At 68.6% G+C, this 23,653-nt stretch carries 19 protein-coding genes; 8 read left to right on the top strand and 11 right to left on the bottom strand.

Features of this window, described 5'->3' with window-relative positions:
• Positions 1-4 precede the first annotated feature (4 nt).
• From AC3WL8_RS23160 to AC3WL8_RS23145, 4 genes are all read right to left on the bottom strand, one after another.
• A complete protein-coding gene (locus tag AC3WL8_RS23160) occupies positions 5-394 on the bottom strand; it encodes a GtrA family protein (RefSeq protein ID WP_211980801.1) in 390 nt (129 codons plus the stop codon).
• The gene (locus AC3WL8_RS23155; RefSeq protein ID WP_211980802.1) at positions 391-1,125 is read right to left on the bottom strand and encodes a class I SAM-dependent methyltransferase; all 735 of its coding nucleotides are present in this window, start codon (positions 1,123-1,125) and stop codon (positions 391-393) included. The genes AC3WL8_RS23160 and AC3WL8_RS23155 overlap by 4 nt, the downstream gene beginning before the upstream one ends.
• Positions 1,126-1,151: 26 nt before the next feature.
• Positions 1,152-2,528 carry a sigma-54 dependent transcriptional regulator gene (locus tag AC3WL8_RS23150; RefSeq protein WP_211980803.1) on the bottom strand — a complete coding sequence of 459 codons (1,377 nt, stop codon included), beginning with the start codon at positions 2,526-2,528 and terminating at the stop codon, positions 1,152-1,154.
• Between the two features lie 1,297 nt (positions 2,529-3,825).
• Positions 3,826-4,800, bottom strand: a complete 975-nt coding sequence (locus AC3WL8_RS23145) for a LysR substrate-binding domain-containing protein (protein ID WP_211980804.1) — start codon at positions 4,798-4,800, stop codon at positions 3,826-3,828.
• 81 nt (positions 4,801-4,881) lie between these two features.
• Here AC3WL8_RS23145 and AC3WL8_RS23140 point away from each other — a divergent pair, with 81 nt between their 5' ends.
• Positions 4,882-6,150 (top strand): MFS transporter, encoded by a 1,269-nt coding sequence (locus tag AC3WL8_RS23140; protein WP_013955783.1) that lies wholly within the window; start codon positions 4,882-4,884, stop codon positions 6,148-6,150.
• A gap of 85 nt (positions 6,151-6,235) precedes the next feature.
• Here the strand turns inward: AC3WL8_RS23140 and AC3WL8_RS23135 are convergent, their stop codons facing one another.
• Positions 6,236-6,799: a methyltransferase family protein gene (locus tag AC3WL8_RS23135; RefSeq protein ID WP_371827389.1), complete on the bottom strand. Its 564-nt coding sequence runs from the start codon at positions 6,797-6,799 to the stop codon at positions 6,236-6,238.
• Positions 6,800-6,977: 178 nt separating this feature from the next.
• Here AC3WL8_RS23135 and AC3WL8_RS23130 point away from each other — a divergent pair, with 178 nt between their 5' ends.
• Positions 6,978-7,154, top strand: a complete 177-nt coding sequence (locus AC3WL8_RS23130; RefSeq protein WP_211980806.1) for a hypothetical protein — start codon at positions 6,978-6,980, stop codon at positions 7,152-7,154.
• 7 nt (positions 7,155-7,161) lie between these two features.
• Here AC3WL8_RS23130 and AC3WL8_RS23125 read toward each other — a convergent pair whose 3' ends face one another.
• The 4 genes from AC3WL8_RS23125 to hemL form a co-directional block, all read right to left on the bottom strand.
• Positions 7,162-7,665, bottom strand: a complete 504-nt coding sequence (locus AC3WL8_RS23125; protein ID WP_211980807.1) for a TPM domain-containing protein — start codon at positions 7,663-7,665, stop codon at positions 7,162-7,164.
• Between the two features lie 18 nt (positions 7,666-7,683).
• The gene (locus tag AC3WL8_RS23120) at positions 7,684-8,547 is read right to left on the bottom strand and encodes a TPM domain-containing protein (protein ID WP_013955787.1); all 864 of its coding nucleotides are present in this window, start codon (positions 8,545-8,547) and stop codon (positions 7,684-7,686) included.
• A gap of 13 nt (positions 8,548-8,560) precedes the next feature.
• Entirely contained in the window at positions 8,561-9,187 is a 627-nt protein-coding gene (locus AC3WL8_RS23115) for a LemA family protein (RefSeq protein ID WP_013955788.1), read from the bottom strand.
• A gap of 100 nt (positions 9,188-9,287) precedes the next feature.
• The gene (hemL, locus tag AC3WL8_RS23110) at positions 9,288-10,580 is read right to left on the bottom strand and encodes a glutamate-1-semialdehyde 2,1-aminomutase (RefSeq protein WP_013955789.1); all 1,293 of its coding nucleotides are present in this window, start codon (positions 10,578-10,580) and stop codon (positions 9,288-9,290) included.
• A gap of 241 nt (positions 10,581-10,821) precedes the next feature.
• Between hemL and AC3WL8_RS23105 the strand changes: the two genes are divergently transcribed.
• From AC3WL8_RS23105 to AC3WL8_RS23080, 6 genes are all read left to right on the top strand, one after another.
• A complete protein-coding gene (locus AC3WL8_RS23105) occupies positions 10,822-10,992 on the top strand; it encodes a rubredoxin (protein ID WP_010813017.1) in 171 nt (56 codons plus the stop codon).
• A 331-nt stretch (positions 10,993-11,323) separates the two neighbouring features.
• Positions 11,324-11,815, top strand: a complete 492-nt coding sequence (locus AC3WL8_RS23100; RefSeq protein WP_249221249.1) for a response regulator — start codon at positions 11,324-11,326, stop codon at positions 11,813-11,815.
• A 43-nt stretch (positions 11,816-11,858) separates the two neighbouring features.
• Positions 11,859-12,230: a response regulator gene (locus tag AC3WL8_RS23095; protein WP_010813015.1), complete on the top strand. Its 372-nt coding sequence runs from the start codon at positions 11,859-11,861 to the stop codon at positions 12,228-12,230.
• A gap of 55 nt (positions 12,231-12,285) precedes the next feature.
• Positions 12,286-12,843 carry a chemotaxis protein CheW gene (locus AC3WL8_RS23090; RefSeq protein ID WP_211980808.1) on the top strand — a complete coding sequence of 186 codons (558 nt, stop codon included), beginning with the start codon at positions 12,286-12,288 and terminating at the stop codon, positions 12,841-12,843.
• 105 nt (positions 12,844-12,948) lie between these two features.
• Positions 12,949-15,162, top strand: coding sequence for a methyl-accepting chemotaxis protein (locus tag AC3WL8_RS23085; RefSeq protein WP_153954890.1), 2,214 nt, complete (start codon positions 12,949-12,951; stop codon positions 15,160-15,162).
• A 145-nt stretch (positions 15,163-15,307) separates the two neighbouring features.
• Positions 15,308-21,148 (top strand): hybrid sensor histidine kinase/response regulator, encoded by a 5,841-nt coding sequence (locus AC3WL8_RS23080; protein WP_492378893.1) that lies wholly within the window; start codon positions 15,308-15,310, stop codon positions 21,146-21,148.
• 150 nt (positions 21,149-21,298) lie between these two features.
• Here the strand turns inward: AC3WL8_RS23080 and AC3WL8_RS23075 are convergent, their stop codons facing one another.
• Entirely contained in the window at positions 21,299-22,072 is a 774-nt protein-coding gene (locus tag AC3WL8_RS23075) for a hypothetical protein (protein ID WP_153954862.1), read from the bottom strand.
• Positions 22,073-22,320: 248 nt separating this feature from the next.
• Positions 22,321-23,628: an MFS transporter gene (locus tag AC3WL8_RS23070; protein WP_013955795.1), complete on the bottom strand. Its 1,308-nt coding sequence runs from the start codon at positions 23,626-23,628 to the stop codon at positions 22,321-22,323.
• Positions 23,629-23,653 lie beyond the last annotated feature (25 nt).

The following is a 23,653-nucleotide window of genomic DNA, read 5'->3' as shown; positions in this document are numbered from 1 at the left end:
GGCCCTAGTCCCGATAGGTCCAGGCCCGGTGCGCAAGGTAGGTGAAGACCGGCACCGTCAGGACCACGCCGGCCAGGCCCGCCCAATAGCTGGCCCCCAGATATTGGGCCGTCCAGGAAATGCCCACGGTCAGGCCCAGTCCCAGCAGGGATACGCCGGCAAAGCGGCCCAGGGTCCGGTGGCGCAGCCGCGACGAGAAGCTCCACAAGGTGTTGAGCAGATAGGAGCAGGCGGTCGCGCACACGAAGGCCACGCAGTTCGCCGCGACCGGTGAGGCCGCCAGCGTTGTGACCAGCGTCGCGGTGATGGCGACATGCACGCCCGTCGAGGTGGCGCCCGATACCAGAAAGCGCGTGACCCGGCGAAGTTCGGGCGTGGTGATGCCGGCGTTCACGATGCGCGCACGATCGCCATCAGGGAAATGCCGAACGGCAGCGATCCGTGTGCCAGCCAATGGCGTTCCGTGCTGAACATGCGGTGCAATGCCTGGTTGACGGGTTGGGGCGGGAGCCCCGCTCCCGTTGCCTTCTGGCTGCCGCTCAGCCGGTCGCTGATGCGGGCCGCCACCGCAAGCGGAAACAGCAGCGTGTTGAAATAGGACATCCGTTCCACGCGCATGTGACACCGGGTGACGAGCGCATGCAGCGACCGCTTGCTATAGCGGCGCTGGTGATGCAGGAAGACGTCGTGGGAACTCCATAGCCATTGGTAGGCGGGCACGGTAATGAGTGCGGCGCCGCCGGCTTTCAGCATCCTTGCCGTACAGTCCAGTGCCCCGGCATCGTCGGCGATGTGTTCCAGGCAATCGAGCAGGCAGACCAGGTCGAAGCTGTGTTCCGGGAACGGCATGTCGTCGGGGCACCTGCCACTGCGGATATCGTAGGCCCCCAGGGTCTTCTCCCGCGCCAGCCGCAGGGCGGTGCCATCCATTTCCACGGCGCTGACGTTGCCGAACCGCGAGAGCATCTCAAGGTTTCCGCCGGTGCCCGCGCCGATCTCCAGGATGGATGCGTCGCGCGGCAACGCCAGGCCGGACAGGATCGTGCCGACGATTTCGCGCCGCCCCCGGAACCACCAGTGGCAGGCTTCCGTTTCGGCCATTTCAAGGTAGGCATCAGGTGACATCGGTCGGTTCCTCCGCGATGGATCGGCTAGCCCTGCACGCAGATCAACCCCAGATCCCCCTTCTTCACCTGCAGCTTGTAATCCCGCATCAACCTGAACAACGTCACCCGCGAAATCCCCAGCTCTGCGGCCACGTCAATCAGCCGTTCATGATGCCGCTGCAGCGCCTCGACGATCGCGGTCTGCTCGGCCGCTTCGCGGATGGCCGCGAGCGTGAGCGGGCGGTCGTCGGCGGGGGTGGCCAGCTCCAGGTCGTCGGGCTGGATCACGCCGTCTTCGCACATGGCGGCGGCGTGGCGGATGCGGTTGATCAGTTCGCGCACGTTGCCGGGCCAGTTGTGCTGCTGGATCGCGCGCAGCGCCATCGGCGAGAAGCCGCGGATGCGTGCCGGCGACTGCTTGCGCACGTTGTCCAGCACGTGTTCGGCGATCAGCAGGATGTCGCTGCCGCGTTCGCGCAGCGGTGGCTGGCGCACGCGCAGCACGCACAGCCGGTGGTAGAGGTCGCCGCGGAAGCGTTCGGCGGCGATCGCGGCTTCCAGGTCGACGTGGGTGGCGGAGATGATGCGCACATCCACCTCCACCGATTCGGTGCCGCCCAGCCGCTCGATGCGGCCGGTTTCCAGGAAGCGCAGCAGGCTGGTCTGGCTTTCGATCGGCATGTCGCCGATTTCATCGAGGAACAGGGTACCGCCCTGTGCCATCTCGATGCGGCCAGGCTTGCGCTTGGTCGCGCCGGTGAAGGCGCCGCGCTCATAGCCGAACAGCTCGGACATCAGCAGCGTGGGCGGGATCGCCGCGCAGTTGACCGCAACGAAGGGGCGCGAGGCCCGCTCCGAGGAACGGTGGATGGCATGAGCGGCCAGTTCCTTGCCGGTGCCGGACTCGCCGGAGATCAGCACGGGCGTGTCCCACCGCGACACCTTCTCGATACCGCGGAAGAGCGATTGCATGGCCGGGCAGCTGCCGATCATGCCGTCCGGGCGTGCGGTGCCGGGGCGGGCATGCTGCGCGCCCGGGCGCAGTTGCGCCATGCCGAGCGCGTGGCCGAGCGATTCCGCCAGGCGAGAGTGCTGGATCGGTGCGGTGTAATAGTCGACGAAGTACAGGCCCAGCAGCCGGCGCGCGGATTCGGTCAGGGACTCCTGGCCGGCGATGACGCCGATCCAGCCGATATGCGGCAGCGAGAGCCAGGACTCGAACGATTCCAGGTCGGCGTCGCTGAAGCCGCCTTGCAGGTCGAGCATCGCCGCAAGCGGCTGGTTGCCCGGGGGCAGCGCGTGGAGGTCTTGCAGGTTGGAGGCGAAGCTGATCTTCCAGCCACGCTGCGCGAGCATCCTGCAGAGCATGGCGTCGTGGTGCTGCGACAGGTACAGCAGCGGGCGGTTGGTGTACGCGCTCATAAAATTTCCCCGGATCTTTTGTTTTTACAAAGCCGGCGGCCTGCTGTCGCGGGTCACTGGTTTCGTTCGCTCTAAGGCCAGCGCCTTGCCGCATCATGACCATGCCGCGGCCTGGCGCTCTCCCTAAATTGCTGCCCGCGGCGCTGCGCTGCGCGGGCCGGTGGGCCCGTTTTCGCCGCCGCCGCGACCTTACCTCCCTGGTATCGGTCACGGCGGCTGCCGCTTCGCTTCGCCTGCATCGCAGACTGTTGCTTCACCCCGTTTCTTGTCCGGATGCGCCGGCCTGGCCGATGCGTCCGCTTGTTGTCTGCGTGCCGCCCCGTTTGGCCGTGGCGTGCCCGCATAGTCCAGGTACCACGGGCCGCGTTTCGTCCGCTTGCGGCCCGTGTTCCTGAACGACCTCCGCTAATCTTGTCGACGACCCCTGCAACCTGGCCTGCCGATGCGGGCCAGTTCCTGCCGCGTGGCCCACGCTTACAGCGCCAGTCCGAATCCCGCCCTGGGATGCGGGGTCGTCCTGAAACTGATCTTCGGCGAACGCGTGCCAGTGTGTTGCCGCTTCGGTTTCAGACGTCCCCCTGTTCCGGGCTTCTGTTCGCGCGGACATATGTGCGACGAACGTGCCAGATATGGCTAACTCTTTGATAACAAAAGGAAAGAGGAATTTTCGGCTGGCATTTGCCCGTTATTGGCGATCAATAATGTTCCGCGTCTGATACATGCGGCCGGATTTTTATGCTGCGATGCAATATTTGGTGAGCTCGTAATGAGACACAGGCATCACGCCGCGCGGCAGAAGGGTGGCGAAAGACCTACTTTTTGGCGGCAATTCCCATCCGAAGGAGGGAGAGCGAAATTTCAAATGGACAGGCGTCAGGGCTCGGATGCAGCACGCGAGTGAAGCTGCCAGGTAGTTTCATTTCCGTTACAACGATTTGAACTCTGTACATCGGTAGCCACCCCGGCGCGCCGTGGCTGGCCTCAGCCTTTTGGCGCCGCGCGCGCCGTGCGGGCGCGCTTGGGTGGAGGGAATCGACGCGTTGACAAGCGTTTGCCCGATGCCGGCCAAGGCCGGCCCGGCCGTTTCTCATCTCTTTGGATGGGCCGGGTAGATTTTTCACGGTTGCTGGCACCGTGCGCCGATTGGTTGCATTGGTGAAACTCGGGCAGTTCCGGCAAGGCCGCGGCGCACACGTATGGCGGGTCATCGGACGGCTTGCGCCATTCGCCAAGCCCTTGATTTCACTGGCCTAGACGAAAATGATTCGTATTGCCAACATCCACGCTTCAAACGATTTCATGCATGAAACCGCTCGGCGGGCGTGCCGCCGTCGGCGGCAGGGTGGACGTGGCCGGCTTCCTGCCGGACCTGCTCCTGCAGCCATGCATGGAACTGCTGGATGGCCTTCTCGCGCGGATTGCCTTCGCGCCAGGTGACCCAGTAGTGGAGGCTGGACGGGATGCGGGCGGGCCCGATCTGCACCAGTTCGCCGCTGGCCAGGTAGTCGTGCGCCAGCTGGGCGCGCGCAGTGGCTACGCCCAGCCCAGCGACGGCGGACTGCAGCATCAGGCCGGCATCCTGGAAGATCGGGCCGCGTTCGGGCTCGTCGCCGGGCAGGCCGGCGGCTTCGAGCCAGTCGCGCCAGGGGCGCAGCGCAAAGCGCAGCATCGGCATGCGCGGCACGTCGGCCAGCGTGAAGCCGGGGTAGCGCGCCAGCAGCGCCGGGCTGGCCACCGCGATCACATGGTCCTCGATCAGGTTGTGGCATTCAAAGCCGGGCAGGTCGATGCGCTGGTGCCAGATGCCGACATCGACGCTGTACGGGTCGGGCGGCGTGATTTCCGCATGCAGCCGCAGGTGCAGGTCCAGCGACGGCACCTGGGCGTGCAGGCTGGGCAGGCGCCGGATCAGCCAGGCATTGGCCAGGTCGGCCATCACGCTGACCTGCAGCCGGACGACCGGCGGCCCGGCGCTGTTGCCGGCCTCACGCAGCGCGCTTTCGATGCTGTCGAGCGCGCCGCGCACCTGTTCGGCCAGCCGCGCGCCCACGCTGGTGGGGATCATCTGGCTGCCGCTGCGCTGGAACAGCTTGGTGCCCAGGCTGGTCTCCAGCGCGCGGATATGGTGGCTGATGGCGCTGTGCGTCAGGGCCAGTTCCTCGGCCGCGCGCGAGAAGCTACGGTGGCGCGTGGCGGCCTCGAGCGCACGCAGCGCTTGCAGCGGCGGCAGGTGGACCGGGCGTTGGGCGGGTTTGGCGGGGGATTTGGCCATGGCCGTCAAATTCTACTCACAATTGCGGCGGGTATCTTTCGTTGGCCTTGAATTGCCAGAGGAACGACAATTCGGGCCATCATGACGACTACGACTTCAAACTTGTCTTCTGCGCCCTCGCAAGCGCGACTCGCCACTGGTGCTGCTGCCGGCGCCCGCTGGCGCGTGCTGGCGGTATTCTCGCTGGGCTTCCTGGTGTCCTATCTGTTCCGCGGCGTCAACCTGGGCTTTGCGCCGCACCTGACGCGCGAACTCGGGCTCAATGCCGGCGACCTGGGCCTGCTCACCAGCTTCTACTTCCTTGGCTTTGCCTGCGCCCAGCTGCCGGCGGGAATCCTGCTGGACCGCTACGGCCCGCGCCGCACCGAGGCGGTGATGCTGCTGGTGGCCGTGGCCGGTTCGATGGTGTTCGCGCTGGCGCCCGGCATGGCCGGGCTGGCCGCCGGCCGGCTGCTGATCGGGGTGGGCGTGTCGGTGTGCCTGGGCGCCACCATCCAGGCGCTGTCGATGTGGTTCCCGCTGTCGCGCATGCCATTGCTCAACGGCGTGGTGATGGCCATTGGCGGCCTGGGCGCGGTGCTGGTCGGCGCGCCGCTGTCGTGGCTGCTGTCATTGACTGACTGGCGCACGGTCAGCATGGGGCTGACCTGCATATCGCTGGCGATGGCGGTGCTGCTGTGGTTCGGCGTGCCCGACAAGCCACGCGCCGGCAAGGAAAGCCTGCGCGAACAACTGCGCGGCACGCGCCAGATCCTGGCCAGCGAACGTTTCTGGCGCGTGGTACCGCTGACACTGCTCAATCAGGGCGTGTTCATGGCGGTGCAGACGCTATGGGTGGGTGCTTTCCTGCGCGACGTGGCCGGCTTCGATCCGGCCAGCAGCGCACAACTGGTCTCGGTGATCGGCTTTGCCATGATGGCCGGCTGCGTCGGCGCGGGCTGGGCCGCGCGCCACCTGGAGCGTATCGGCGTGAGCCTGTATGCCTTTGCCGGCACTGGCATGACCGCCTTTATCGTGGTCCAGCTGCTGCTGATGGCGCAGGTCCCGCTGCCGCCGGTGCTGCTGTGGGTGGCTTATGGCGTGTTCGGCTCCAGCGGCATCCTGACCTATGCGGTGCTGGCGCGCAGCTTCCCTGATGCGCTGATCGGAAGGGCTACCACGGCGCTGACGCTGACGGTGTTCCTGTCCACCTTTGCCTGTCAGGTGGGTGTGGGACTGGTGCTGGATCTGTGGCCTGCCACGGCCGGACACTATCCCAAGGCTGCACACCTGACGGCGTGGGGCGGACTGGTGGCGCTGCAAATATTCGCGGCCGTGTGGTACCTGATGGGTGCGCGCCGCCCGCGCTGACGATGACTGGCCCGACCTGAATTTCCTTCGCGTCGTCGCCCCCGGTTGGCGGGCTATCCCAATCCCAATGACGGGTTCGGCACGCTCAGTAAACACCTGGCAACGCGCGGAATCGCACTTTTTCGCGATACCGACAGTATTCGGGGTCGTCGGAGAGCAGCCTTTCTTCGCGATTTATCCGCACAGCCTGCAGCGCGTACAGCCCGGCATAGACCAGCAAGTTCTGCGGCCCGAAATTTGTGAGCAGGAAGCCGACGTCGGTGATGAGGTAGCCAAGGTAGATCGGATGCCGCACGAACCGGTAAGCCCCGCTCGACACGATTCCGCGATTGGCAGGCAGTATTCCGAACGAGAACCGGAGCGAGATCTTTGCGTAGATCTGCCAGGTGATTCCTATGACCTGGAGGCCAGCGCCAAGTATTTCCGGTACCAGGTGCTCCCCTGGCGCCAGCTGAATTGCCACGAAATAGTATGAGGCGCCCAACGAGCAGATGACTGTGACCGGATTCCAGTCTCGTCGCTTCGGAACCCGGACAAACAGGGACAGGCCAAGGGTCAGGCAGTTTGCCAGCACGAGCAGCAGCAAGGTGATTCGCGTCGGGTCCGCGAGCCAGTGCCGGATTGCCGCGTAAGCGAACGCAGCAAACATGATGGCGCTGGCACTTCTGAGACTTGCCTCCAAAAGGAATTCCCGAAGGTCTGTTCTGGGCGCAGGGCCCCCTCGATCCTCGTCCGTTGGGCATTCTGGCATGGCTTCCCCTTGTCCTGGCGGAGTCTTGGCGCTCCGCCTCACTGGCTGTCGTGCAGTTGTTGACCAAGCGTAGCCCGTGAACGCCAGACGTCATATCGGGAAAAAGGATGTTTCGCCGATGAAAGCCGCGCATTGCCTGGTCGATGGCGCAGGCCAAGGGGAAGGCCAGAAGGAAACCGGCAACGAGCTTGCGCATCGCTATCTGGCCGTTACGTCGTTGGCCATTGCGATGGAGCCAGACCTGGCGATGTGAACAGACCTTAGAGCATGACCGGACGGTCGTCCAGCTCGTTCGGGTTGGGCCCGCCGCCAGACGGGAAGTGCGTGGCCAACAGTGCATGGATGCGCGCCACCGTGGCCAGCACCGGCCGTACCGACAGGTCCTGCCTGAGTCCCCGCGCCAGTTCGTCGCACAGCTCGCGCCAGGTGGCGGGCCCCACGCAGGCGTCGATGCCGCGGTCGGCCAGCAGCTCGACCGCATGGTCGGCCAGGTTGATATAGAGCAGCACGCCGGTATGGTCCGCGGTGTTCCAGACCTCGAGCGCGCCAAACAGGAAGCGGGCGCGCTCGCGCGGCGTGACGCCGGCCCAAGCATGGCCCACCGGCAGGCTGGCTTCGATCACCACGCGGATCTCGCCGCGGTGGCTGGCTTCGCCGGCGTGCACGGCTTCATGCAGCTGTTGCTGGGCTTCGGCCGGAAAGTGCTTGCGGGCTGCGCCGGCTGTGGTGGCGATATGGTGCAGGGCACGTCGGAGATTCGGCATTGTCGTCGTTCCTTGCTGTCACCAGTTGCCCGAGGCGCCGCCGCCGTCGAAGCCGCCGCCGCCCCCGCCACCAAAGCCGCCGCCGCTGTCACCGCCGCCTCCGCCAAAGCCGCCACCACCCCAGCCGCCGCTGCGCCGGCCCCAGTCCTGCCCCATGGTGTAGCCGCCCAGGCCGCCCAGCCCACCGGCGATCACGTCGCGACCGCGCCGGGTGGTGACGATCTGCGGGCCGCGTCGGCGCAGGATGGCACTCAGGAAGAAGAACACGATGATCGCCAGCGGCAGCAGTGCCGGCAGCCACTCGGCCAGCCCGGACGATTGCTGCGCCTTGCGCTGCGGTGCCGCCAGGCCTTCCTTGTCGATGGTGGCCTGGATGGCCGAGATTCCCGCCGCCAGCCCGCCGTAGAAGTCGTTCTGGCGGAAGTGGGGGGCCATCACGTCCTGCAGGATGCGCTTGGACATGGCATCGGTCAGCGACCCCTGCACGCCGCGCCCGACCTCCAGCCGCATCTTGCGCAGCCCGGGCGGGTTGTCCTTGGCGATCAGCACGATCACGCCGTCGTCGATGCCCTTGCGCCCGGCGCGCCAGGCGTCGGCCACGCGGATGCTGTAGGCATCGATCGGCTCGGGATCGGTGGTGGGCACCATCAGCACGAAGATCTGGCTGCCGCGCTGCTGCTCGTATTCCGCCAGCACGTTCTCGAGCGCGCCGCGCTGCTGCGGCGTCAGCGTGCCGGTCAGGTCGGTGACGCGCTGGGTCAGCGGCGGCACCGCGACAAAGCCGTCTGCCGCCAGCGCCGGGCCGGCCAGCAACGCCGCCAGCCATAGCAGGGCGGCCGCCAGCCAGGCGTGCCGCCAGGGCGAGCGCAGGGTGTGGCCCATGGTGTGGTCCGTCTCAGAACTTGACTGCGGGCGGCGTGGAGATGGCTTTCTCGTTGTCCACCGTGAACGACGGCTTGACCGGGTACTTGAAGACCATCGCCGTCAGGTTGGTCGGGAAGCTGCGCGCCAGCACGTTGTACTGCTGCACGGCGGCGATATAGCGCTGGCGGGCCACGGTGATGCGGTTCTCGGTGCCCTCAAGCTGCGACTGCAGGTCGCGGAACGAGGCGTCGGCCTTCAGTTGCGGGTAGTTCTCGGACACCGCCAGCAGGCGCGACAGCGCGCCGGACAGCTCGCCCTGGGCCTGCTGGAAGCGCTTGAAGGCTTCGGGGTCGTTCAGGGTTTCGGGCGAGACCTGGATGCTGGTGGCGGCGGCGCGCGCCTTGGTCACGGCCTCAAGCGTCTCACGCTCGTGCGTGGCGTAGCCCTTGACCGTGTTGACCAGGTTGGGGATCAGGTCGGCGCGGCGCTGGTACTGGTTGATGACTTCGCTCCAGGCTGCCTTGACCGCCTCGTCCTTGGTCTGGAAGTCGTTGTAGCCGCATGCGGACAGCAGGCTGGCCATAACCGCCAGCAGCAGCCAGCGCAAGACAGGCATCGGCGAGCTGCTGGACAAGGAGGGGGACGAAGAGGCGCGCATCAGAGACTCCGCGGGTTGGACGAAAACCCAAGTGTAGCGCACCGCCCCTGTCGCCAGAGGGGCAGGCGGCGCACCGGGGCGCCGCCTGCCTGGCATGGCCTCAGCCCGCCGCGAACGCCTTGCGCGCGGCGTCGAGCGTGGCCGCCAGGATGGCGTCGTCGTGCTGCGCGGAGACAAAGCCGGCCTCGAAGGCCGACGGCGCCAGGTAGACGCCGTGATCCAGCATGGCGTGGAAGAAGCGGTTGAAGCGCGCGGTGTCGCTCCTGGTTACCTCGGCGAAGCTGCACGGCACGCCGTCGCGGAAGTAGATCCCGAACATGCCGCCGATGGCATCCGCCGCGAACGGCACGCCCGCGGCCTTGGCGGCCTCGGCCAGGCCGTCGGCCAGCTTGCGGGTCTGGGTGGCCAGGCGCTCATAGAAGCCGGGTGCCTGGATCAGCTTGAGCGTGGCCAGGCCCGCGGCCACCGCCAGCGGGTTGCCCGAGAGCGTGCCGGCCTGGTAGACGCCGCCCAGCGGCGCCAGCTTGGCCATGATGTCGCGGCGCCCGCCAAAGGCCGCCGCCGGCATGCCGCCGCCGATCACCTTGCCCAGGCAGGTCAGGTCGGGCCGGATGCCGTAGTGCGCCTGCGCGCCGCCCAGCGCCACGCGGAAGCCGGTCATGACCTCGTCCAGGATCAGCACCGCGCCGTCGCGGGTGCACAGGTCGCGCATGGCCTTCAGGAAGGCATCGGTGGCGCGCACCAGGTTCATGTTGCCGGCCACCGGCTCGACGATCACCGCGGCGATCTCGCCGGCATGCCTGGCGAAGGCCTGTTCCAGCTGCTCGACGTTGTTGTACTCCAGCACCATGGTGTGGCGCGTCACGTCGGCCGGCACGCCGGCTGACGACGGCGCGTTCTGGGTGGTGTCGGCAAAGGTCAGCAGGCCGGAGCCGGCCTTGACCAGCAGGCTGTCGGCGTGGCCGTGGTAGCAGCCTTCGAACTTGATGATCAGGTCGCGGCCGGTGAAGCCGCGCGCCAGCCGCAGTGCGCTCATGGTGGCTTCGGTGCCGGAGGAGACCAGCCGCACCTGCTCGATCGACGGCACCAGCTTGCAGATTTCCTCGGCCATGGTGATCTCGGCCTCGGTCGGGGCACCGAACGAGAAGCTGTGCGCGGCGGTTTCCTGTACCGCACGCACCACTTCCGGGTGGGCGTGGCCCACGATCATCGGGCCCCAGGAGCCGATGTAGTCGATATAGCGCTGCCCGTCGGCGTCCCACATATAGGCGCCTTCGGCACGCGTGATGAAGCGCGGCGTGCCGCCCACCGAGCGGAAGGCGCGCACGGGCGAGTTGACGCCCCCGGGAATGGTCTGCTGGGCGCGGTCGAAGAGCTGCTGATTACGGGACATGGCGTTGAGGTGAGGACAAGGACTGCAGGGATCGTGTGCGGCGGGCCCGGGCCTTATCGTTGACATGCAGCAAAAACAGCGGAAATTCGCTGCAATTGCCGGCCAATCAGGCGCTAACAGGGCGCTAACATGCGCGAACACGGCGGATCTGGCACGATTCTGGCGGCCGCCGGCTGGCGCCGGCGGCACGGTTTCGGTACCATCTGCGCTGGATTTTAATGGAGAGTGGCCAGAGCCTGTTATGGAATACAAGACTTGGATGTGCCTGATCTGCGGCTGGATCTACGATGAAGCCGCAGGCGCGCCGGAAGACGGCATCGCCCCCGGAACCCGGTGGGAAGACGTGCCCATCAACTGGACCTGCCCGGAATGCGGTGCGCGCAAGGAAGATTTCGAGATGGTCGCCATCTGAGGCGGCGTCCCCCAGAAGAACAATTACCGGGCGCGCGTCGCGCCGATGCGACAGAACGCCGGCCGGCCGCGGCCGGACCGGATTGACGGCCCCCCGGCGTCTTGTCACACTCTGTTGCAAAATGACTGCCCGTCCCTCTGCCTCTGGCTGGGAGGACGGTAGGCAGGTGCGGGTTCCACGCACCGCCGCTGCCGGGCACAGCCCGGCCTTGGAAGGGAAACAAAAATTGTCGGGGGTCCGTCGGGGCGCGCATGGGGTCGCGCTGCTCCGCACGGGTGTTCTCTAGTGCTTGCCGGCGCTCCGCAAGGGGCAGCTGGTCGCGGGAACAACAATGCGGGTCGCTCAAACAGAAGAAAACCAGCGGGTCAATACCGCCGGCGCCCAGGGTGTGGCGCCTGGCGTTTCCATTCCGGACACCACGGCGCCGCCGCGCCGCAAGGTGCTGGTCATTGATGATTCCAGCACCATCCGCCGCACCGCGGAGATCTTCCTGTCGCAGGCGGGATACCAGGTGGTGCTGGCCGAAGACGGCTTCGAGGCGCTGGCCAAGGTGGGCGAGCTGCACCCGGACCTGGTCTTCTGCGACATCCTGATGCCCCGCCTGGACGGGTACCAGACCTGCTCCCTGATCAAGAAGAGTCCGCGCTTTCACGCCATCCCCGTGATCATGCTGTCCTCGCGCGACGGCGTGTTCGACCGCTCGCGCGGCCGCCTGGTCGGCGCGCACGACCATCTAGCCAAGCCTTTTACCCGCGAAGCGCTGCTGCACGCCGTGCAGGCCTGTCTGCCATGCCAGGCCGCGGGCCACGTGCTGCCTGCCTGAAGCGCATGCACGCGACGCCATGTACGAATCGAAGGAAAACCTCATGACTGCCATCAACAAGATCCTGATCGTCGACGACTCCCCCACCGAAGCCCTGTTCATGTCCGACCTGCTCGGCAAGCGCGGCTTCAAGGTCTCGGTTGCCAGCAACAGCGACCAGGCCTTCGCGCGCCTGCAGGCCGAGAGCTTCGACCTGATCCTGATGGACGTGGTGATGCCCGGCCAGAACGGCTACCAGGCCACCCGCGCGATCAAGCGCGACGACCGCTTCAAGGACATCCCCGTGATCATGTGCACCAGCAAGGGCCTGGACACCGACCGCATCTGGGGCATGCGCCAGGGCGCGTCTGACTACATCGTCAAGCCCGTCGACGGCGAAGAGCTGCTGGGCAAGATCGCCGCGCTGGCGCACTGAGCTGCCAGCGCAGGCCGTACGGGAAGCCACTGCCACCTGTTCCGGGGACCGCCAGATGAATGCGCCACGCCAAGACCTCCGCGCCCGCCAGACCCGTCTGCAGGACTACCAGGCCATGCTGGCCCGGCGCCTGCGCGAGGCGCGCAGCCTGCCCGCGCCCGACAGCTACCTGGCGCTGCAGGTGGGCGCGCGCAACTGGCTGCTGCCGCTGGCCGATACCGGTGAGGTGCTCGACATGCGCCCGCCCAGCCCGGTGCCGCTGACGCAGCCGTGGTACAGCGGCCTGGTCAATGCGCGCGGCAGCCTGCTGGGCGTGATCGATTTCAGCCTGTTCTGCGGCGGCGCGCCAACGCCGCTGCAGCCCGGCAGCAAGATCGTGGTGCTGTCGCGCCAGGTGGAGCGCGCCTGCGCGATCCTGGCCACGCGCGTGGCGGGTTTGCGCCATGCCGCCGACCTGAGCCTGCCGCACGGCGATGCGCCACCACCGGCCGGCACGCCGGCATGGGAAGGGCAACGCTTTGCCGACCGCGACGGGCGTGACTGGCAGGTGCTGGACGTGCGCGCGCTGCTGGACGCGCCGGCCTTTCTGCAGGTGGGACGGGTTGCGGCCTGAGGCCCGCCGCCAATTACAAGATACAAGAATGACGCGCAGGCCACGGCCTGCGGCACCCGGCACGAGCCGCCGGGCATGACAACGAAAAAAACGGAAGAGGGTGCCATGGGTTTCAAGAAATTCAGCCTGGGCCGGCGCACGCCGGCAGCCGAAGCAGCCAGCGGCCTGGCGGGCGGGCCCGGCATGGCCTATGCGGGCGGCCCGGAACCCGCACCGGCACCCCCATCCGCCGACGGCCTGGGCGCCACGCCAATGGAGCATGTCACGCGCTGGCTTGGGCGCATGCCGTTCTCGTCGCAGCAGCGGCTGCTAACGGTGGGCGTGGTGGTGTCGCTGGTGGCACTGCTTGGCTCGGTGTACCTGGACAACCGCATCGCCAACAACGCCGCCGCGCAGATCGAGATCGCCGGCGACATGCTGATGCACTCGCAGCGCCTGGGCAAGGCGGTGCCGGTGGCGCTGCTAGGCAATGCGCAGGCCTTCACGCAGCTGCGCCAGTCGAAAGACGCGCTGGCAGGCGACCTGAAGGCGCTGCAGGAAGGCAGCGACGAGAAGCGCGTGCGCGCCACCAGCGGCGCGGCCGAACCGCTGCTCGAGACCGCGATGCAATCGTGGAAGCGCTCCGAGAAAAGCGCCGCCGACGTGCTGGCGCAGCAGCCGGTGCTGAACACCATTGGCCAGACGCTGCAGATCTTCAACGCCTCCAACCCTGAGCTGCTGGAGTCCGCCGAACAGGTCGCGGCAATTAAGCTGCAGTCCAGCGCCAACGCGCGCGAGGTGGCGGCCTCGGCGCAGCTGGTGATGCTGACGCAGCGCCTGGGCAAGAACCTGAACGAGTTCCTGGCCGGCGAAGGCGTCAACCCGGAAACCGCGTTCCTGCTGGGCAAGGACACCAACACCTTCCGCGAAACGCTGGACGGCCTGCTCAACGGCAGCGAGGCGCTGCGCCTGTCGGCGGCCGCCGACGAAGAAACGCGTGGCTACCTGAAGCAGCTGTCGCAGCGCTTTGAAGCGGTGCAGAAGACCACGCAGACCATCCTGCAGAATCTGCCGGGCCTGATTGCCGCCAAGCGCGCGCAACAGCAGATCTTCAACGACAACGAGGCGCTGCGCGGCGAGCTCTCGGCGCTGCAGCGTGCCTACGCGCAGTCGGCGCGCGTCCGCCCGGTGACGCTGGGCGCGACCGTGGTGTCGGCGGCCATGACGCTGCTGTGCCTGGTGGGCCTGGCGGCCCTGTACCTGCGCGATTCACGCATGCGCGCGCTGGAAGCCGAGGCGCGCGAGCGCGAGGCCGAGTCCCGCCGCCTGGACGAAAAGCGCAACAACGACAACACCCAGAAGGCGATTCTGCAGCTGATGAACGAGCTGCAGGACATCGCCGACGGCGACCTGACGCGCCAGGCCACGGTGACCGAGGACATCACCGGCGCCATTGCCGATTCGGTCAACTACACCGTGGAAGAACTGCGCGAGCTGGTCGGCCGGGTGCAGCAGACCGCCGGCGAGGTGACGCAGGCGTCGGGGCAGGTGCAGTCCACCTCGACCCAGCTGGTGTCAACCACCGAAGAGCAGTCGCGCCAGATCCGGCAGACCGGCGAATCGGTGGTGGACATGGCCGACCGCATCACGCAGGTGTCGCGCGGCGCGGCCGAGTCCGCCAACGTGGCGCGCGCCTCGCTGTCTGCCGCGGAGCAGGGCCAGCAGGCGGTGCAAAACGCCATCGCCGGCATGAACGATATCCGCGAGCAGATCCAGGAAACCTCCAAGCGCATCAAGCGCCTGGGCGAGTCGTCGCAGGAGATCGGTGAAATCGTCGAGCTGATCTCGGACATTACCGAGCAGACCAACGTGCTGGCACTGAACGCCGCCATCCAGGCCGCGTCCGCGGGCGAAGCCGGGCGCGGCTTCTCGGTGGTGGCCGAAGAAGTGCAGCGGCTGGCCGAACGCTCCGGCGAGGCCACCAAGCAGATCGGCGCGCTGATCCGCACCATCCAGACCGATACCCAGGACGCGGTGCACGCCATGGAGCGCAGCACGCAGGGCGTGGTGGAGGGGGCGCGGCTGTCGGACAACGCCGGTGCCGCACTGGTCGAGATCGGGCGCGTGTCGCGCCAGCTGGCCGAGCTGATCGAGCAGATCTCGCAGTCCACCTCACACGAGGCTGACCTGGCCACCACCGTGGCCCGCCATATCGAGCGCATCCTGCAGGTTACCGAGCAGACCACCACCGGCACGCGCCAGACCGCGCAGTCGGTGCGCCAGCTGACGCTGCTGACCGAAGAGCTGCGTAACTCCGTGTCGCGATTCAAGATCGCCTGAGTGGCCGGATGACGCCTGCGACCGCTTCCGCGCACCGCGGCCTTACCGGGCTTAGCGGCCACGCGCTCCATGCCAACTCCGCGCCTGCCGCCTGTTGCGGCAGGTCGCCCGCGGCCGCCTTCCGGGCGCCGCACTGGAAGCCGTCATGTCCCTGAATTTCCCTGTCCCGCGCGATGGCGCCGCAGCCGGCGCACCGGCTGACGCCGGCGCCGTGCCTGAGCCGGCTCCCGCGCCGCCGTCCGCGAGCGCGCCAGCTGTTTCCGATCCGGGCGCCCCCGCGCGCGACCTGTCTGGCCTGGCGTGGCTTGCGCCGAGCCTGCGCAGCGCGCTGGAAGACGCCGCCGCCGAGCTTGGCCACTATGTCGACGAGGTCCGCCAGGCGCCCGAAGCGCTGGGCGCGCGCGATACCACCTCACTGCGGCTGGCCGGCCAGCACCTGCACCAGGCCGCCGGCGCCGTGCATATCGTCGGGCTGCGCGGCACCGATCCGTATTGCCAGGCCCTGCGCCGCCTGCTCGAAGCCATCGACGCCGGCACCGTTGCCGCCGGCCCCGAGGCGCTGGCGGTATTCCGCGCCGGCGTGCAGGCGCTGGCCGAGTATGTCGACGACCTGATGGCCGGCGACGATGAAGCGCCGTTGCGCCTGTTCCAGCCCTATGCGGGCGTGCTGGCGCACCTGGGCGAAGAGCGCGTGCATCCGGCCGACCTGTGGCTCGATGAGCTGCAGATGCTGCCCGGCATGCTGCTGCCGGCGAGAGGTCCGGCGGCGGTCATGCGTGCGCGCCAGCAGTTTGAGTCAGCCTTGCTCAAGGCATTGCGCCTGCCTGCGCCGTGCCCCGACGCGGCGCTGCTGCGCGAAGCCTGGCTGCCGCTGTGCGCGGCGCTGGACGAGGTGCGCGCCAATGAGCAGGAGGCGCGCCGCGCGGCGGATCATCCGGATCGCGGGGTCTGGCATGTGCTGGGGCTGGTGTTCCGCGCGCTGGGCCTTGGCCTGTTGCCTTCCGACCTGCTGGCCAAGCGCTTTGCCGGCCGCGCCAACCTGCTGCTGCGCCAGTACCTGCAGGGCCATGTGCGCGTGCCGCAGGCGCTGCTCAACGACGCGGTGTTCCTGCTGGTCTGCACCGGCCTGGCCCGCGACGGGGCCGGTGACGGCGATGGCCTGGCTGCGCCGCGTGCCGATATTGCGCGCACGCTCGCGGCGTTCCGCCTCGACCCCGCACACGCGCTTGCCAATGCGGACTTCCGCCAGCGCTATTACGGCTGGCTCGACCCGATCGACACGCGCAACCTGCAGCAGGCCGCCGCCGGGCTGGAGCACGCCGCCGCCGGCGAACCGACCGGCTGGGAAACCGCGCTGGCCGCGCTGGCCGAAGCCGCGCAGCCGCTTGGGCAGCCGGCGCTGCAGCGCTGCCTGGCGCAGGCGGCCATGCACGGCGGGCAGCATCACCGTGGCGAGGCACTCGGCGCCTCCGGCATCGCGTTGTTTCTGGCGCGCGCGCTGGCGTTGCCGTGGCGCGTGCACGGGCAATCCGCCCATCCGGCGGCGGCGCGTTTTGCCGCGCAGTGCGAGGCGCTGGCGACATGCCTGGCCGATCCCGCCGCGAGCGCGCCCGCGTGGCTTGCGGGCATGGTCGACGAGGCGCGCGCCCAGGCGCTGCGCAGCGAGGCCGTGACGCAGCTGCGGGCGCAACTGGACAGCGGCGAATCGTGGCTGGACAGCTTCGACCGCAACGCGGCCCGCGCCGAAGGCGCCGGCCACCTGCGCGATGCGTGCCAGGCCTTTGCCGCGCTTGGCGCCACGCTGGCGCACTTGCAGTCGTCCGCCGCGCTGCCTGCAGCGCTGGTGGACGATGCCGCGCAGGCCGCCGCCGCGGTGCATTCCGTCAATGCGCGGCTGGCCGATCCGGGCGAACTCGCCGATGCCAGTGCGCGCGCCGCGCTGCTGGGCGAAGTCGCGGCAGAGCTGGGCGCGGTCCATGCCTTTGCCGATGCGCTGGAATTCGGCCGCGTGCGGCGGGCCGATACGCTTGCCGACGCCGGCGAGCCCGATGCGCCGCGCGCCGCGCAGCATCCGCTGGCCGCCGCGCGCGCCGCCGCGGCCGAGGCGATCCAGGCCGGCCCCGTGCCCGATGCGCCGCCCGTGCAGCGCCTGCGTGCCGCGCTGCAGGCGCTGGCCGACCAGGCCACCATCGACGACGATGCCGCGCTGCGCCGCCAGGCCGCCGAAGCCACCATGCAATGCAATGCCTGGCTGGCCGGCAGCGATGATGCCGCAGGCAGGCTGGCACTGGCACTGGCCGAGCCGGCGGGGGCTGCGGCACCCGCGGCCGCGCCGGCCGCGGCGCAAGGCCTGCCGGCTGCCGGTGACAAGGCGGCGCTGGACGCCGAACTGCTCGACATCTTCCTGAACGAAGCCGACGAGGTGCTGAGTGGCATCGCCGGCGACCTCGGCTCGGGCGTTGAGGCGCTGCACGATGCCGATACGCTCAGCCGCGTGCGGCGCGCCTTCCATACGCTCAAGGGCTCCAGCCGCATGGTCGGCCTGCATCGCTATGGCGAAGCGGCCTGGGCGGTCGAGCAGGTCATGAACCTATGGATTGCCGAGGCGCGCGAGCCGGTGCCGGCGCTGCTGTCGCTGCTGCGCCGCGCGCATGCCGAGCTGTCGGCGTGGGTCGCACAGCTGCATCGCGATGCGGCGACCTGGCACGACATCGCGCCGCTGGTGGCAGCCGCCGAGGCGGTGCGCGACCCGGCCGCCGCGCAGGCCGCGGACGAACTGCCAGTGTTGCCCGGAGCGGCTGCTGAAGCGCCGCCCGAGCCGGCCGCCGAGACTGCCGATCACACCGGCGCCGATGCCGTCGGGCACGGCGAAGACAATGTGATCCCGTTCCGCCTGTCCGGCGGCCTGTCGGACGAGGACGACCACTACAAGGTCATCGGACCGGTGCGCATCGGCCTGGCGCTCTACAACGTCTACCTGCAGGAGGCCGACGACCTGCTGCGCCAGTTCGCCACCGATATCTCCGAATGGCGGCATGAAGGCCATCCGTGCCCGAGCGAACTGGGGCTGCGCGTCGCCCACACGCTGCAGGGCAGTGCGTCCACCGTCGGACTGGAACCCGTGCGTGAGATCGCCGAGGCGCTGGAGGCCCTGCTGCTGCAGCTGGGCTCGCACCCGGTGGCGATGCACCCGGGCGATTTCCGCCTGCTGGAGCAGGCGGTCGAGCGCCTGCGTGGCATGCTCCACCAGTTTGCCGCGGGCGTCTGGCCGGATGCCGATGCCGGCCTGCGCCGCAGCCTGGTTGAGTTTGGCGAGCGCGCGCTGCTGCGTCCGCGCGTGGCGGTGCCCGCCGAGCCGGATGGCTCGGTCGCGCAGCTGCTGGGCCAGTTGCCGCCGGCGCAGGAAGACCAGCCGGAGCCGGCGGCATCGCCCGGGCCGGAGGCCGCACAGCCACTGGCCACGCCGCATGACGCGGTCGTTATCGCGCTGCCGACCCCGCACCGGGCGCCCCTTGCGCCGGTATCGGACGAGGGCGGCGCCCCGGATCCGGCGCTGGTCCAGATCTTCCTGGAAGAGGCACAAGGCACGCTGCCCGAGCTGGGCAAGCTGCTGCGCGGCTGGGAAGCCGCGCCGGAAGACTCGCGCCACGGCGGCCTGGTGCTGCGCGCGCTGCATACGCTCAAGGGCAGTGCGCGCATGGCAGGTGCCATGGCACTGGGCCAGGCCGCGCATGAAATGGAGACGCTGCTCGACGCCAGCCTGCGCGGGCAGGGACAGCAGGCCGTCGGGCCGAAGCTGTTCGAGCGGCTCTATGCCTGGTACGACCGCATCCTGGCGCATGTCGAGGCGCTGCCGTCCGGCCGCCTGCTGCCCGCGGACGACCCGGACGTGGTCAACGGCCTGGCCGAGGTGCCGGAGGACGCGCAGGCCGATGCGCCGCTGCCGCAGGCAGATGCCGTGGTCGAGGCGGTGCCCGCCGCCAGCCTGCCCGCCATGCCGGGGCCGGCAGACGTGATGGTGGCGATGCCGCCGGCCGTGCCCGCCGAGCCGCAACGCGCGCTGGTGCGTGTGCAGGCGCGCGCGCTCGACACGCTGATCAATGAAGCCGGCGAGGTCGGCGCCACGCGCGCACGCCTGGACAGCGAACTGGAGGCGATGCGCGCCTACCTGGGCGAACTGAACGACAACGTCGCGCGCTTGCGCGGGCAGTTGCGCGAAATCGAGATCCAGGCTGAATCGCAGATGGCGTCGCGCATTGCCGACGCGCAGCACAAGCAGGAATTCGATCCGCTCGAGTTCGACCGCTTCACGCGCTTCCAGGAGCTGACGCGGATGATGGCCGAGTCGGTCAACGACGTGGCCACCGTCGAGCAGAACCTGCAGCGCGGCTTTGACCGCGCCGCCGGCGACCTGGCCGCGCAGGCGCGCCTGACGCGCGGCATGCAGCGCGGGCTGATGCAGGCGCGCATGGTGCAGTTCGACGCGCTGGCCGAGCGCCTCTATCGCGTGGCACGCCAGGCCGCGGCCGAGACCGGCAAGGAAGTGCGCCTGTTGATCAAGGGCGGCACCGTGGAAATCGACCGCTCGGTGCTGGACCGCATGGCCGGCCCGATCGAGCACCTGATCCGCAATGCGGTGGTGCACGGCATCGAAGCCGCCGCGCCGCGCCGCGCCGCGGGCAAGGCCGCCACCGGCGCGCTGACGCTGGAGGTGCAGCAGGAAGGCAACGAGGTGGTGCTGCATTTCGTCGATGACGGCGGCGGGCTGGACCTGGCGCGCATCCGCGCGCGCGCGGTCGAGCGCTGCCTGCTGGCGCCGGACGACGACGCCAGCGAAGCGCGCCTGACCGAGCTGATCTTTGCGCCGGGCTTCTCCACTGCCGACGCGGTGTCGGAGCTGGCCGGCCGCGGCGTGGGCATGGACGTGGTGCGCGCCGAGACCGTGGCGCTGGGCGGACGCATCACGCTGGAGTCGAAGCCGGGGCAGGGCACCACCTTCACCGTACACCTGCCGCTGACCACGGCAATCACGCAGGTGCTGGTGATCTCGCTGGGCGCACGGCGCTATGCCGTGCCCAGTGGCATGATCGACCAGGTCCAGCAGCTGCGCGCCCCGGCGCTGCTGGATGCCTACAACCAGGGCCGCCTCACTGTGGCTGGCGCCGAGGTGCCGTTCTTCTACTTCGGCGCGCTGCTGGAGGAAGGCAACGCGGTCGCGGCCGGGCGCAAGTATTCGCCGGTGGTGTTGGTGCGCAGCGGCGCCGAGCGCGTGGCGGTGCATGTGGACGATGTGGTCGGCAACCGCGAAGTGGTGGTCAAGCACATCGGCCCGCACCTGGCGCGGCTGGAAGGCATTGCCGGCGCGACCACGCTGGGCGATGGCGAGATCGTGCTGATCTACAACCCGGTGGTGCTGGCGCAGCGCTTGGTGCGCGAACGCGGCCAGTTGGTGCCGCAGGCCTTGCCGCAGACGCCGGCGCTACCTGCCGTGCAGGCGCAGATGGGCGCGGTCGCGGAACTGGCGAGCGACGGCACCACCGAGCCGGTGCGTGGCCTGGCCGTGCAGCCGACCGTGATGGTGGTGGATGACTCGCTGACCGTGCGCAAGGCCACCCAGCGCCTGCTGGGCCGCGCCGGCTACCAGGTGGTGCTGGCGCGCGACGGTGTGGATGCGCTCAAGCAACTGCAGGATGTCATGCCGGACGCCATGCTGGTCGACATCGAGATGCCGCACATGGACGGCTTCGACCTGACGCGAAACGTGCGCTCCGACGCGCGCACCGCGCATATGCCGCTGGTGATGATCACCTCGCGCACGGCCGACAAGCACCGCCGCTATGCCGAGGAGATCGGCGTCAACGTGTACCTGGGCAAGCCTTACAACGAGGATGAACTGCTGGGCACGCTGCATCGGTTGCTGGGTGAGCGGGCGGCCGGTACGGCAGGGTCGGTGGCGCAGATGCTGGGGGACGGCCAGGCGGGCTGACGGTTTGCTCCCCTTTCCCGCTTGCGGGAGAGGGAGCATGCAGTTGGCATGCAAAGGGCAGCGGCGCGCTCAAGGGTCTGCCATGCAAAAGGCTCGACATCGCAAGATGCCGAGCCTTTTTTCCCTCCACCGGCGCGCCGTCCCGGCTGATTACCAGCGCATCTGCGCGTTCTTGCCGCCGGTGGTGACCGTCGCGGTCTTGGTCCGGCCCTGGTAAGTCGCCCGCACGTTGTACGTGCCCGACGGCGCCTTCAGCAAGCAGCGCGGACCGTCGGCGATAAAGCTGGCGACCTCCTTGCCGCCGCGCATCAGCTTGACGTCCACGTCGGACAGGTACTCGCCGCGCGCGCCCTGCGTGAACAGCAGGCTCATGTTGTACTTGCGCGCCTGCGATTGCAGCGCGACCTGCTCGTCTTCGGCGACACCGCCGCAGATATAGGCGACCGAGCCGGCCGTACGCTGGACCATGGCATCACGCGGCGGCGGCGGGGGCGGCGTGGTCAGCGGCGGGCGTGGCTGCGCGGGCGCTGCCATCGGCGGTGGCGCCGGCGCAGCTGGTGGCGTGCCGGTGGGCGCGGGTGCCGGGGATGCCATCGGCGGCGGTGCTGCCGTGGCAGGCGCCGCTATGCCCGGTGCGGGCTGTGTGGCAGGGGGCATGGTGTCGGCCGGCGGCGCGGCCGGCATCGTGGCACCCGGGGTCGGGGCCATGGTGCTGCCCGGGGCAACTGGCGCCGGGGCGGCAGGTGCAGGGTTGGTGTCTACCACCGGCGCCTGCGCATGGCTGGCAGCCGGCACCAGGGCCAGCAGCGCGACCACGCCGGCGCTGAGCGCGATCACCAGGCGCTTGACGCGCGAGCGGCGTGCCAAGCGCGCTTCGACAATTTCCAGCGAACGGGTAGGGGCAAACGGGAGCAGTTGCGGCATCGTGGCCTCCTTGGGCGAGCTTCGGAATCAGATGCCCCGGAGGACCCCGTGGGATCACTTCGGGTCTCTCTTTTCCATCCTAGGGCTCAAGGGTGGGCAACAGTGCCGGGGTTGGTCCTACATCCGCGTCAGCCGACGGCGCATTGTGGCCCGCAGGCGGCGTGCGAGCGACTTCGCAGGTACCGGAAGAAAAACGGCCCTTCCCGCAGGGGACGGGCCGTTGACGGCGCGTGATCCTGGCGGGCGGGTTATTTCTGGCTCACCAGCCGCTTGGGCACCGACAGCGTCAGCGCCGCGCCCACCACCAGGCACGCGGCCAGCAGGTACATGCCCGAATCGGTGCTGTGGGTCAGGTCCTTGAGCCAGCCCACCGCATAGGGGCTGAGGAAACCAGCAAGGTTGCCCAGCGAGTTGATCAGCGCGATGCCCGCGGCCGCGCCAGTGCCGGCCAGAAAGGAAGTCGGCAGGCTCCAGAACAGCGGCAGCGTGGTCAGGATGCCGATGGTGGCCAGCGTCAGCGCCACCATTGCCAGCGTGGTGTCGCTATGCCATTGCACCGACAGCAGCAGGCCCAGCGAACCGGCCAGCGCGGGCAGCGCGATATGCCAGCGGCGCTCGCCGCTGCGGTCTGCGCTGTAGGCCACCAGCACCATGCCGACCACCGCGCAGCCATAGGGGATGGCGGTCAGCAGGCCGATATCGAGCGCGCCCTTGACGCCGGTCTGCTTGATGATGGTCGGCAGCCAGAAGCTGACGCCGTACAGGCCCATCACGAAGCAGAAGTAGATCGCGCTCATCAGCCAGACGCGCGGGCTGGACATCACGGTGCGGATCGGCGGGTCTTCCTTGTGCGCATCCTCGCTAGCGATATTGCGCTCCAGCAGCGCCTTCTCTTCCGGCGACAGCCACTTGGCGTGGGCGATGCGGTCGTCCAGGTAGGCCAGCACCCACAGGCCCACCAGGATCGACGGAATGCCCTCGAGCAGGAACATCCATTGCCAGCCGGACCAGCCGTTGTGGCCGTGGAAGGACTGCATGATCCAGCCTGACAGCGGCCCGCCGATTACGCCTGCCAGCGCGACCGCGGTCATGAAGTAGGTGGTGGTGCGCCCGCGCCGGTTGGCCGGGTACCAGTAGGTCAGGTACAGGATGATGCCGGGGAAGAAGCCTGCCTCGGCAATGCCCAGCAGGAAGCGCAGCACGTAGAACATGGTCGGCGTGGTGACGAACATCATCGCCGCCGAGATCGCGCCCCAGGTGATCATGATGCGCGCGATCCAGATGCGCGCGCCCACCTTGTGCAGGATCACGTTGCTGGGCACTTCGAACAGGAAGTAGCCGATAAAGAAGATGCCGGCGCCCAAGCCATAGATGGTCTCGCTGAACTGCAGGTCGTTGAGCATCTGCAGCTTGGCAAAGCCCACGTTGACGCGGTCCAGGTAGGCCACCACGTAGCACATCAAGAGGAAGGGCACCAGGCGCCAGCTGACCTTGCGGTAGGTGGCGTCTTCAAAGGCGGCGTCGCTGACGCCGGGGCTCACTGCGGTCGTTGTCATGCTGTCTCCTGAGGATATGGCGCTT

Source organism: Cupriavidus sp. FW305-F7, from assembly GCF_058782875.1.
This window is presented reverse-complemented; position numbering and strand designations above follow the sequence as displayed.